This window comes from Paenibacillus sp. Y951 (assembly GCF_056786395.1).
The window spans coordinates 177160-190203 of sequence record NZ_JBXCIY010000005.1 but is presented as its reverse complement, the minus strand read 5'-3'; the positions used below and the strand labels follow the sequence as shown (position 1 = coordinate 190203).

General features: G+C 40.2%; 10 protein-coding genes. 3 read left to right on the top strand and 7 right to left on the bottom strand.

Annotated elements, in window-relative coordinates:
- Positions 1–9: 9 nt before the first annotated feature.
- The 4 genes from AC1TPB_RS09370 to AC1TPB_RS09355 form a co-directional block, all read right to left on the bottom strand.
- Positions 10–1137 (bottom strand): YheC/YheD family endospore coat-associated protein, encoded by a 1128-nt coding sequence (locus AC1TPB_RS09370; protein ID WP_482076230.1) that lies wholly within the window; start codon positions 1135–1137, stop codon positions 10–12.
- Positions 1134–2510 carry a YheC/YheD family endospore coat-associated protein gene (locus AC1TPB_RS09365; RefSeq protein WP_482061571.1) on the bottom strand — a complete coding sequence of 459 codons (1377 nt, stop codon included), beginning with the start codon at positions 2508–2510 and terminating at the stop codon, positions 1134–1136. The genes AC1TPB_RS09370 and AC1TPB_RS09365 overlap by 4 nt, the downstream gene beginning before the upstream one ends.
- 165 nt (positions 2511–2675) lie before the next feature.
- On the bottom strand, positions 2676–3818 hold the full coding sequence (locus AC1TPB_RS09360; RefSeq protein WP_482076229.1) for a YheC/YheD family endospore coat-associated protein: 1143 nt from the start codon (positions 3816–3818) through the stop codon (positions 2676–2678).
- On the bottom strand, positions 3778–5220 hold the full coding sequence (locus AC1TPB_RS09355) for a YheC/YheD family endospore coat-associated protein (RefSeq protein WP_482076228.1): 1443 nt from the start codon (positions 5218–5220) through the stop codon (positions 3778–3780). Before AC1TPB_RS09355 ends, AC1TPB_RS09360 begins: the two co-directional genes overlap by 41 nt.
- A 182-nt stretch (positions 5221–5402) precedes the next feature.
- On the opposite strand from AC1TPB_RS09355, the gene AC1TPB_RS09350 reads away from it, so the two are divergent.
- Both AC1TPB_RS09350 and AC1TPB_RS09345 read left to right on the top strand, forming a co-directional pair.
- Positions 5403–5711, top strand: coding sequence for a hypothetical protein (locus AC1TPB_RS09350; protein ID WP_482061568.1), 309 nt, complete (start codon positions 5403–5405; stop codon positions 5709–5711).
- Positions 5712–5840: 129 nt separating this feature from the next.
- Positions 5841–7223 carry a DRTGG domain-containing protein gene (locus AC1TPB_RS09345; protein WP_482076227.1) on the top strand — a complete coding sequence of 461 codons (1383 nt, stop codon included), beginning with the start codon at positions 5841–5843 and terminating at the stop codon, positions 7221–7223.
- A gap of 6 nt (positions 7224–7229) precedes the next feature.
- On the opposite strand, the gene AC1TPB_RS09340 is transcribed toward AC1TPB_RS09345, so the two are convergent.
- From AC1TPB_RS09340 to AC1TPB_RS09330, 3 genes are all read right to left on the bottom strand, one after another.
- Entirely contained in the window at positions 7230–7538 is a 309-nt protein-coding gene (locus tag AC1TPB_RS09340) for a YtpI family protein (RefSeq protein ID WP_482076226.1), read from the bottom strand.
- 503 nt (positions 7539–8041) lie between these two features.
- Positions 8042–8554, bottom strand: a complete 513-nt coding sequence (locus tag AC1TPB_RS09335; protein WP_482076225.1) for a sporulation membrane protein YtrI — start codon at positions 8552–8554, stop codon at positions 8042–8044.
- Positions 8554–8883 carry a YtrH family sporulation protein gene (locus AC1TPB_RS09330; protein ID WP_482061564.1) on the bottom strand — a complete coding sequence of 110 codons (330 nt, stop codon included), beginning with the start codon at positions 8881–8883 and terminating at the stop codon, positions 8554–8556. The genes AC1TPB_RS09335 and AC1TPB_RS09330 overlap by 1 nt, the downstream gene beginning before the upstream one ends.
- A 454-nt stretch (positions 8884–9337) precedes the next feature.
- On the opposite strand from AC1TPB_RS09330, the gene AC1TPB_RS09325 reads away from it, so the two are divergent.
- A complete protein-coding gene (locus AC1TPB_RS09325; RefSeq protein WP_482076224.1) occupies positions 9338–12997 on the top strand; it encodes a DNA polymerase III subunit alpha in 3660 nt (1219 codons plus the stop codon).
- Positions 12998–13044: the final 47 nt, after the last annotated feature.

Sequence of the window (13044 nt, the reverse complement as noted above, 5' to 3'; positions counted from 1 at the left end):
TGTTTTCAGCTATTGTTTGAGTAGATGCTGACTATATTGAAAAATGCGTTGTAATGATGCTTTACGAATATGTGGTTCATCGAATTTCATCGGTTTAGAATTTGCTTCGAAGAACCAAACATTCCCGAGTTGATCCACTCCAATATCCATAGACATCTCACCTAGTCGATAATTTGCACTGCGCTCAATTTGATTAGCAATTTTAATAGCAGCTTTAGATGCTTTATCTATAATATTCTGAGCTTCTGTCGTATCGAATGCATGGGTTAGCAATTTCAGCGGCTCATCAATACTACCACCACGAGGTACATGGGTTGTAATACTTGTACTTCCTGCTATTCGTGCTCCAAGACCTGTAATTTCCCAGTTTCCACTTCCGTTTTTCTGGATCAAGGTGCGTAGATCAAATTTGCGGTTACGATACGTCGCTAATGGAATCCCTTGTTGCACAATATATGGAACAGTACCACATTCTTGTTGAATACGTGCCCAAAGTTTTTTGAACGTTGCACAATTGAAGGTAGTACTGTACGTTTTCTCTTGAATGTTCAGTCGATAAGGTAAAGTATTATTTTCTTTTTTGACAATGGTCATAATACCTTTTCCAGCTTTTCCGCTTTCTGGCTTCAAGTACAAATAAGAGTGCTGTTGTAGTATATCTTCAAGTGTAGCAGCGCTACTGAGTCTACGAGTAAGTGGAATATAGGCTTTTGTAATTTTTGAACGGCGTAACCAGCGATGTAATTCCCATTTATTGAAAAACGTTGGATTGAATAAAATTAGATCTGAATTTTTTTGGCAAGCTGCCAACTTTGTTTTCACGGCAGCGGTTTCTTCATAGGAACGAAGAGGGATGCGATTATATATAATGTTCGGAAAAGGCATCCATTTTTGTATCCAACGTTTGGTATTAGTAACATACACATAACCCCTTAATTGCTCGCGATTCAACGTTAGGTGCTCGACGGGAAGTACATAGACGGTAAATCCCATTTCCCGTCCTGCTTGAATAATATCGATAAAATTACTTCGATTACCGCGCATTTTTCCTTGCGCATCGTTAGAGGTTAAGATCGCAAATACATTGTTTACAAATTGATTAAGATCGGGGGTTTCTTCTATTGAGGGACTATTCAAGATACTCCGCCCCCTTGAAACTGACTAAGATATAAGCAATGCTCCACAATATGATTCAATGATTCTCTGCCTGCGATTCGAAGCTCGGGATGTTTAAAAATAGATCTGCCTGGTTTTGCATTAGCTTCGAACATCCACACATCACCATTTTGATCTATTCCGATATCTAATCCAAGTTCACCAAGTCGGTGTGAATAGTTTCGCTCAATCGCTTCGGAAATTTTAACAGAAATATTCTTTGCTTTTTCTAGAATCTCATGTGTTCGATTGCCGAACGAATATTGGAGTGCTTGCTGAGGTGTGAGTAATGTACCTCCGCTTTTCATATGAGTTGTTACGCTACCACGACCCGCTTTTTTTGCTCCGATACCGACAGGCTGCCATTCGTTATTAATATCTTTATGCATATGAAATCTGAAGTCGACAGGGCATTTATCTAATTCAATTAAGCGGATACCTTGTTGAGCAACATAGTTTTTTATTCCTTCCCCATGCTTTAACGATAGTGTGCGATACATTTTTTCGAAGCTTGTAAATTTCAATAGCGTATTCGTACGATTGTTACGATATCGAACGAAATAGCCATTTTGTTGGTGATACGTAATTCTGTAGATGCCATAGCCTAGGCTGCCGGTACCGGGCTTAAAGTAGATAAATTTATATTGATGAAGCATCGATTTCATTTTTTCTTGCGAAGGATTTGTCACTGATTCGGGTAAATGAAGTAGCGCCTCAGGGTCATTGTCGAGAAATTCGTATACATCAGCTTTGTTCAAGAAACTCCAATTGAAAAAGGGAATACCGATTTTTACAAAACGTTCTCGTAATGCGGTCATCGATGGTCCAATTTCAGTCTTTCGATTGGGTAATCTATTGTAGATAACATCTGGAAAAGCTACTTCGCGGCGAAACCAAGTCCCTTGTGCATTGAGAAAATAACCGTGTATTGTTTTATTTTGCCAATTAATATCGGCTGGTGTAAAGCCGAATGTATACGCTTTGTTATGACCCGCTTTAATGACTTGTTTAACGAATGAAGAGCGGGAGTTGAAGGGTGAGCCTTCGCCAGGTTTGATAACATCGGTTAATATGCCGATGAGAGGTCCTAATTGAATATCATTAGTATCACGGGGGAACAGATGAATAGTACCGCTGCTTGGAACTTTAATGATTTCGCGAATACCGGATGATAAATATAGATGTTTACCCGCACGCTTTAATGGCTTTATTAATGCTTTTATTTCCTTCTGCCCTAGTCGTATAATAAGGGGCTTAGACGTATTAAGTTGCAGCTCTTGGATGAGCGATTTGGAAGCATATACGACCTGCTCAGGCTGCTGTGAGAAGTGTATGTTGCAAATGGTAAGACTCATCAATGTACCTCCTGATTGTTGGAGCAAAGTTAATCTACATAGAAGTTCAAATCGATCAGATGACATTTTTGGTAACGTACGAGCGATCTTTTTGAACCTGGCTTGGAAAATGTAGCTGCTTGCTCGCCAATACTTAACTTGTTTAGCTTACTTATCTTGCTTAACTTACCTGACGGCATATTGCTTATAGCGATAATGATCATACAAAAACTTTGCATATTGGAGTGGTCGCTCGATTGCAAGCTGTGCATCGTTACGATCTAAGCCAATACTGAAAGCTTGGCGACCGGGCTTACTATTACATTCTAATAACCATACGCGTCCTTGTGGAGTGACACCAAAGTCTAATGCAAGCTCTCCAAAGCGTCCGAAATGCTGCTCGATGGCAATAGCTGTTTGCCCACTTATTATATGGATTTCCTGTAGTAAACGTTCTGCTTTATAGCTGCCCAAATTTTTCGACAATAGTGGTAATGGCAATTGTGCCTCACCACCGCCGTGTAAATTTGATGTTAATCCATCTTGTCTACCTACCCTTGCAATACTGCCTGTCTGTTGCCACCTGCCATGATCATCTTTTTGTAGTAGTACTCGAATATCGAAAGGCTGCCCTTTATCATCGCGTAAATAGAAGTAAGGCTGAACAACATAGTGTAAATGCTTCTTGAATTTGTAGAGCCATTTCAACAAAGAAAGTTCACGTGAGAAGCTAGTTTCAAAGCTATCATTACGAAGATTACGTCCACTTACTTGATAGAGTTGTAGCTCTGGATTATAGTATATATGAACAACACCTTTGCCATGCATACCTGCAGCTGGTTTGAGAATAATGCCTTGCGGATATAGCTTTAGCCATTGTGAAATTTCGGGTAGTGTTTGAATAGAATCAGTATGAGGCAAATAAGGAATTAACAATTCTTCGGTGTTAAGTTGATCGTAAACTTGTAATTTAGTTGGTAGATAATTATTAATGAGATGATAAGGTTTTTGGCGCCGTAGAGCAGCAAGTGCGGATTCCATCTTTATACGATCCTTGGAACTTGCGTAAAAACAACGATCGAACACGACATCTGGAAAAGGCACAGATTGGCGCTTCCAGCCTTGTTGTGTGTAACGAAAGCCGAAAAGTAACTGATCATGCTGCTGCCATTCATTAGCAGAAAAAATAAATACAGCTATATTATGCTGCTCACCTAATTGACTTAATTGTTGATAAAACTTAGGCTCGGGCAGTAACACATCGATTCTAGTGCTATCTTCCGAGTATTCAATTTTTGCGACGGCTATTCCTAATTCTATGACTTCCATGGGGATTTCTCCCTTCCTCAAAACCAGTTAGATATTTTGCATAAGAAACTACCATTCTGACTGAAGGTCGTATCTTATTATTATGCAACGGGGTGTTATCATTTTTGGATGGCTTAGAATTAACTTCTAATAGCCATACTTTGCCGTGAATGTCGATAGCTAGGTCTACTCCTAATTCACCAAAATGTGCATCGATATTATTATCGATCGACTGTGCTATCGCAATAGCTGCTTGTTTTAAAGCGACGAGCATAGCAGCAGCATCTAGATGTTGTAATAGATTTGTTCGCGATAACGTATTAGTGACTGTATCAATTGTTCCACCACGTGCTAGGTTGGCGACAAATCGTTCATTTCCAGCTGTTCTTGCTACGATTGATGTAATGCTCCAAACGCCTTTAGCATTTTTCTGCACAAGTGCTCGGAAATCTACTGGACTCCGGCCTACTTGTAGTACCGATAAGCCTTGTTGAATTTGATATTTTTTTTGCGCTAGTTTCGGTTTGAGTACGCGAAATAAGCTAGATACTGTTGGGAATTTGAGTGGTTTTTGCGATGTTGAACTTGCTTTTTCTAACGTGATCATTTTCTGATTGTTTAATGCTGTAATACGATAAATCCCTCTACCTAGACTACCTTGAACGGGTTTCACATAAAGCACATCATATTTGCTAACCATATATTCCAAGGTGGAATACTCTTCCAAAAGCAATGACTCTGGCAAATAGTGCTTGACGCTTTCATCGTCCCCAAGTGCATGAAAGACATCATGCTTATCAAGAAAACGTTCATTAAAAATAAATAAATTGTGTTTTTTAGCGGTTTGCGTGAATAGTCGCTGTACATGGGCTTGATTCTCAATTGTCCGTGTAGGTAATCGATTATAAATAATTTCAGCTAATGGCATCGGACGTTTCTTCCATTCTCCATCCAATATCCAACCGTTAATGATCGTACCTGTTAAAGGAATAGAGGTTGGGGTGAAAAAATAAACAGTTGCGCCCGTGGCATGGCAAGATTCAGCCAACTCACGACAAAATGAACTAATAACACCGAAAGGTTTATTCATATCCTCAGTTGTTTCTTTGTTAATGAGGACTGAAAGTAGTGGTCCTAATTTAATCGTAGTAAGCTTACTCAAATATTGAATATCAAATTGCATAGTTTTACTTGTTAATAGTGGAATACCTAATTGCTGAGCCATTGTTGGGTGCATATATAGCCCTTGTTTTTTTGGATTTGGCAATACTTTTACAGCATGGGTATGAACTCCAAATTGAATTGTAATATGCTGTGCTTTGGGAATATTCTGCTTCTTCATAATCGTTTCACTAATATGGATAGTGTCATGAGCGACGCTATCGACAATATAAAGAGGAACGATAAATTTGGATTTCCACATACTTGCGCTCCTTTCGGACTTCCGTTAGAACGTTATAACTTTGGTGGCATATTTCGGTAATAGGGTTAGAGTATAGTATGTAGGCAAAGACTTGTTGGTGATTCGCAAAAAATAGCATACAAGCTGAATCATTCTCATATGCTCTAGTAAGTAATTAATTATGAGAGAGGGGATGATTATATATGAAGCTTAAATTATTACCATTTATAAATTTGGGACTAGCTGTCGTTATGTTATTTTTTGCATTACCTAAAATGGGAATGTCAGCTGATCCCTTAGCAAATGCATTTTGGATCATATGGGTAGCTTTTTCGGCACTTGTCATCGCTGCCAATGGCAATATTATTTTAATGAGTGAGAATAAGCGTGAGAGACTTAAGCAGATCAAGCGCCAGCGCTCACTTCGTTTCGAGAAGAAACTGATCGCTATCATGAAAGGCAGAGGCAAGAATGAAGGGAATAAGAAAAAAGTCAAAGGAACGGCATCTTAATTTCGCGTAAATACTATACAATCCCTAACCAGTGTTGATCTGGCTAGGGATTTTTTGTGTCAGCATTTATGGAGACCGTTCCGATGTAGCTAATTTATATGGAAATGCTACAATAGTAATGAAAGGGTGATGATGATGACCACCAAACATTACGGAATATCTAATGATCAGAATAATCAATCGGCAACGATGACAAAGCATGAAATAATTATCAATCACATACAAAGCCTAGCTGTAGGTACGCGCATCTCCGTTCGAGCAATTGCTAAAGAGTTGAAGGTTAGCGAAGGAACGGCCTATAAAGCGTTTAAGGATGCCGAAATTACTGGATTGGTTTCAACGAAGGAAAGAATTGGAACTGTTCGTATAGATCGCAAACGAAGAGAAGCGCTGGATCAATTATCGTTTCGAGAAGTAGCTGAAATCGTTGAGGGGCGATTACACGGTGGATTAGAAGGGCTTGAAAAAACACTCCAGAAATTTGTAATTGGAGCAATGGAGCTAGAAGCGATGCTACGCTATATTAACGAGGCATCACTACTTATTGTAGGTAACCGCAAAAATGTACATAGACGAGCGTTAGAGCAAGGCGCTGGCATATTGTTAACGGGTGGTTTTGAGCCTGAACAAGAAGTCATTGATCTAGCGAATGAGCTAGCATTGCCAATACTATCTACTCGTCACGATACATTTACAGTTGCTTCAATGATTAATAGAGCAATGTATGATCGACTCATTCGTAGAAAGATCATTCTACTTGAAGATATCGTAACATTTACGAAACCGGCTGATGTGATGTATACGAGACAGACTATTGCCGAGTATTATGAGTTATTCAAAACGACGGGATCTGCACGATTTCCTGTACTGGATGATCGTGGTAGAGTCGTTGGGATGATGACGGCAAAGGATGCAGCAGGAGCAGAGGACAGTATGCAGGTAGACAAAATAATGTCGAAGCATCCAATTACTGCAGCGCCTAATATTACAGTAACGTCCGCCGTCCATACGATGGCATTAGAGGGTATAGATTTGCTACCCATTGTCGACCGACATCGGAAATTATTAGCGGTTATAACTAGAAAAGAAGTACTTGATGCTATGCGATTTGCTGGGAAACAGCCTGAAACTGGAGAGACATTTGAAAATTTAATATGGACGGGGTTTGTACTGGAATCAGATATTGTTAGTGAAGATGCGAGTATGGTGTTTAGAGGGAAGATTACACCTCAAATGTCAGGTGCTCTCGGAATGGCATCAGAGGGCTTACTAAGCACATTAATGGCACAGGCTGCTCGTAATATGATTAGAGAAACGATTAAACGGGATTTTCTATTGGATAGTGTAAATACGTATTTCTTTCGCCCGTTGCCAATCGAAACCGATATCTCGATTTCAGCCAAGCCTTTAGAGCTAAGTCGGATGGTTACTAAAATAGAAATTACAGTAACAGACAAACAAGGCTTAGCCGCCAAAGCAATTTTGGCGGCTCAAATGATCGATCCATATTAAACGAAATTATTGTTTATGCTGAGCAGCTTTTCTTTGATAGAAACTCAAATTACGCATTCCAGCGAATAGGTTGAAAATACCGAGTACTAAGAACACCGCCCCTAGCACAATACGTAGTGTGGATTCATTCGATAGAAAGAGCTGTACGAATGAGATGAATATAAGCATAATTCCCATACTTATATTAAGCTTCCCGCCAAGGATACCTTTCTTATTTGGCTCCTTTGCTTGTCTAGACTTCACGCTAAAGTAGATAGCGAATAAGGCACTTATGAAGATGACGGGGGAGAGGAACCACTGGATAAACAAAGACACATCTACCATCTCCTTTCTTAGAGGTAGTTCAAAATCGTGGACTGTGATCACGATGATTGTGCTGACGAAGCGTAGTCGACGGCGAATATGCCCTCCATCGAAAGCCTGTGTGTGCTCGTGTACCAATTACAACTACTAGCGCTACTCGTTTTCGCTGAAGTGCATCTTCTTGGTGCTGACAGCCCACGATTTTGAACTTTCATTTAAAGCTTAGTACTAGGTTCATTGCCCGCTTGTGTACTCAAGTCGTACACGTTGCTGGGTGCTGCTTTGGAGCGCTTTGAACCGCATTTAAAGCTTCGTACTAGGTTCATTGCCCGCTTGTGTACACAGTCGTACACGTTGCTGGGTGCTGCTATGTAGCATATTGAACCACATTAAAATGAGCTATCATTTGATAGCTCATTCTCTAGATGTTGCTTATTGTATCATATTTATTTCTAGATTTCTTCTAATCGTATAGGTTCAAACTGCGGGCTTTTGTGAGTGAAGATATCTTGTTGCTATGAGGGTGGTGGTGTGTATTTTCTTACAACCATCCATACTTGTAGCTTATTATCAACTAGTAAGACTGTTTTCATCTCTATGGTGTAATCATTGTCTAATACGCCGGAGTACACTTTCTTTTCTAATATTTTTCGTGCGAATTGTGCGTTGGAGTCGATATCGTATATACTTTGCCCGATAAATATCGACAGATCTTCACGCACCTGCTTAAGTAGTTCACTTTGAGTTAATGTGTCTAGTTTTGGTTTTTCAGTTACGTTATTTTCATCCTCTATACGTAGCTGTAAGCTTTTGATGACGGTATGCTGTGTCTTATATTGTGATAAGTTATTAATGTGCTCCTCATACTGAATTAATTTTTCCTCTAGTTCGGATCTTGAGTTGTAGAATGCTTCAAATTGTGCGGTATGCAATGTGTTCAATATGATAGCTCCCACCAATAATCCAATAATGAATACCCCTATAAGTTGCAGCAAACGGAAGTAACGCTCAAAGGGTGGTAAACGCATTAGGTGATTGCCCCCTTACATGCTAGCTTAATAAGCTCAGTAGCGGTATGTGCTCCGAGAAAAGCGAACAAGATAAAGCATATTTGTTGAATGGCTGGTGAGATTTGCCCAGCACTAATATTGCTCTCAATGACACGTACTGGATCGATAGATCCTCCAATTGCTGCGACAATTGCCCATATTTTAAGTCGAGAAGCAGTATCTAGTATGACTGTTGCCGGAGGCATTAGCATAAATACTGCACCGACACCTGCAAGGAGCGACCCGCCTAATACAATACCAAAGGCGACAAAGAAATCAAGTCCTGCTTTTGAAAGGAACTCATTCAAGTTAAAATACCTCCTTAAACTTTTTAATTTTACCCCATGAAATACTTCTTAGAAATTAAAAAGTACTTCGGAAGCATATACCAAACTTTTTATGTTCTACCTGTATTACTTTCTGATCATGAAAAGTAGCTTCGGAAGCATAAATTTCGATGACGCAAATGGCTATATATCATTGTATGGGCGTGTCCCTACTTAATATGATAAAATGATAGGAATAAAGTAGGGTAAGTTCAAAAAGCGGACTTTGATAACGATGATTGGCTTTGAAGCTTAATCACGTCGAATATGAAGTGAACTTGGAAAGTGCGGTTCGCGTGTACCAATTAACGTACACTTGCGCTTCCGCCTTTCTCAAGTAGCACTCCATCTTCTTGGTTCTGAAAGCCCGCTGTTTGAACCTTCATTTAAGTTAGTAAGTAAGTACCTGAACTTGTAGTAGAAGGGGTGAGAATTGATGAGCACAACAATGGCAGAGCAATTTGTACATCTTCACGTTCATAGTGAATACAGCTTGTTAGATGGCGCAGCCAGAATTAAGGAGCTCGTTAAGGCTGCTGCAAGCAAAGGGATGAAAGCTTTAGCACTCACTGATCATGGTGTTATGTATGGAGCTATTGCCTTCTATAAAGCATGTCTGGAATATAATATTAAGCCGATTATTGGCTGTGAAATATATTTTACTGAGGGCTCTCGTTTTGAAAAGGGGAATCGCAAAGATAATCCAATCTATCATCTCATCTTATTAGCTGAGAATGAACAAGGGTATCGTAACTTGATGAAAATCGTTTCGACCGCACAAGTTGAAGGGATGCATTATAAGCCACGTGCTGATTATGAGCTGTTACGTCAACATTCCGAAGGCATTATATGCTTAAGTGCATGTCTTGGTGGGGAAGTTAATCAGCATTTGCTACATCAACGTGCCGATGAAGCAAGAGCTGCTGCCTTGCGCCATAAAGAGATATTTGGAGATCGTTATTATCTAGAGATTCAAAACCACGGCATGCTAGAGCAGAAACAAGCAGAGACGCTGATGATTCAATTAGCAGAAGAACTAGATATACCTTTAGTTGCGACGAATGATGTGCACTATATTGACCCGCATGATGCAGCGATGCAAGAGGTGTTGATCTGTATCGGTACAGGTAAATCACTACAAGATGAAGATCGACTTAAGATGGAAACCGATCAGTTGTATTTGAGAACAGGTGCTGAAATGGTAGAACGTTTTCAGCATGTACCAGAAGCGATTCGTAATACTGCGGAAATTGCTGCACGTTGCAATGTTGAATTACAGCTAGGTAGAGCGAATTTGCCGCAGTTTTGGCCAATTCCAGAGCAGCATACTTCTAATTCATATCTTCAAGAACTATGTATCGACGGGATGAATTTAAGATATGGCGATAGCCAGCAATGGCATAATGATGCCACATTCCGTCAAACGGTTACGGAGCGACTACATTACGAGCTCGCTGTCATTGAGAAGATGGGGTATGAGGATTATTTTCTCATCGTTTGGGATTTCATTCGGTTTGCAAAAGAAAGCCATATTGCAGTAGGACCTGGTCGTGGCTCAAGTGCTGGGAGTCTCGTTGCCTACAGCCTTCATATTACAGATGTAGACCCAATTAAGTACAAGCTGCTCTTTGAACGTTTTCTTAATCCGCAGCGGGTAAGTATGCCTGATATCGATATTGACTTTGATGATGAGCGCCGTGACGAAGTGATTCAATATGTAGGAGCAAAGTACGGCGATGAGCATGTCGCGCAAATTATTACATTCGGTACGATGGCTGCGAAGGCTGCAATACGCGATGTTGGTAGGGCGATGAATATTGCATTTCAAGAAGTTGATCGAGCAGCTAAGCTTATTCCGAATCAGCTGGGGATTACGCTCGAGCAAGCATTAGTACAAAGCAAGGAGCTACGTGCTGCTTACGATGGAAGTGTGAGCACTAGAAAATTAATTGATATGGCTATTAAAGTAGAAGGTATGCCACGACATTCTTCTACGCATGCTGCAGGCGTTGTTATTGCAGCACAGCCATTAACGGAATATACACCGCTTCAAATTGGTAGCGAAGATATGCTGCTGACGCAATATTCTATGGAGAATTTAGAAGCCGTCGGATTGTTGAAAATGGATTTTCTAGGACTTCGAACATTGTCGATTTTGGGAAGAGCACATCGCTGGGTTGAGGAGCTTCATAAGCAACAAGTTAATTTCCAGCAAATTGCTGATGATGATCCACTAACCTATGAAATGCTAAGTAAAGGCGAAACGACCGGAATATTTCAGTTAGAATCAACGGGTGTAAGACGTGTATTACGTGACATGAAGCCATCTAACTTCGAAGATATTGTCTCTGTGTTAGCACTTTACAGACCAGGGCCAATGGAATTTATTCCGAAGTATATCGATGGTAAGCATGGCAAAATTATTGTCGAATATCCTCACGACTCACTTCGCCATATTTTGCAAGATACTTACGGTATCATTGTATACCAAGAGCAAATTATGCAGATTGCATCTCATATGGCAGGCTTTTCGCTAGGAGAAGCAGACTTATTAAGAAGAGCGGTTTCTAAGAAAAAGCGTGAAGTGCTTGATGAAGAGCGGACACATTTTGTGCAAGGTAGCATTGGCATGGGATACGATGAGCAAAGTGCCAATGGAGTGTATGATATGATTGTTCGCTTTGCAGATTATGGATTCCCGCGAGCGCATGCTGTTGCCTATGGCGTATTAGCTTTTCGTACAGCTTGGTTCAAAGCGCATTATCCAATTATTTTTATGGCCTCAATGCTTGCGTCAGTGACTGGCAATATGAGAAAGGCTGCGCAATATGTGGACGAGTGCTCACGAATGGGGATTGCTGTATTACCGCCTTGTGTGAACAATAGTGGCTTGAACTTTGCACCAACGTATGAAGGGATACGCTTCGGTCTAGCTGCAATCAAAAATGTAGGTACACAAGCCATTGACTCTATTGTGTCAGGTAGAAGTGAGAAACCGTATCTTTCTATGCTTGATTTCTGCAAACGAGTAGATTTGCGAGTGGTGAACAAGCGAGTATTAGAATCACTTGTGCTTGCGGGAGCCTTTGATCAGTTTGAGGGACATCGTGCGCAATTATTAGCAGCACTAGATGATATGCTAGAAGCTGTAACGAAGTGGAAGAAACAACGCGATGATTTACAAATTGAACTATTTGGCTTTGAAGAAATTCAAAACTGGGACGTAGAATTACCCAATATTCGAAACTTCACAATGACAGAGCAGCTAGAGCATGAATATGAATTGCTCGGGATGTATTTGTCAGGACATCCGCTTGATGAATTGTTAAATGTGCTACAAGGTCAAAATTTCGATTCTTTAATTGAACTTTATGATCGAGAAGAAGGCTACAAAGCTGTAGTTCCAGTACGTATTGCTTCTGTTCGTCCTTACACAAGTAAAAATGGACAAGCAATGGCATTTGCAGAAGTTGAAGATCGAATCGTACGTATCGAGGCTGTTGTTTTTGCGAGTACATGGCGTAAATGTAGTGCTTCCTTAGTGAAGGACAGCTTAGTGCTTATGCTTGCTTCTGTCCAAAATCAAGAGGATGAGATCAAATTAATTGTGGATGATGTTGTCATTGTTGGTGATGAACCAATGGCAGAAATGGCTAAACATGTAGAGCGCTTAAGAGGACAAGCAGATAGATGGCAACGGAGTAAGAGTAAGGGAACGGCGAAGTTTTCTTCAGCTCCGCGACGAGAAGTTACGGATGCAGAGCCGACAACGGTTGAGGCAATGTTGACTGGTGCTACTTCTCACATAAACGGGTCATCTGATGCTAAAGTGAAGACACAAGGAGCTAATCAACAAAAACAAGCAACACCCCAAAAAGTATTCATTAAAATTAACGAAAAGTTTGAACAGCCTACAATATTAGCGCTACTTCAAAATAAAATATTGCAGCATCAAGGTAATTTAGTTATCGTATTGTTCTATGAACGAACCGGTCAAATTGTTGCATTAAGCGAGCAATATCGTGTATCTCCTAACGAGCAATTTATACTAGAGGTAGAGCACTTACTTGGGAAAGGTTCCATTGTCATTAAGTAATAATAGGCACATTTACGACTTTAATCGCATATGCATATCGATACAGC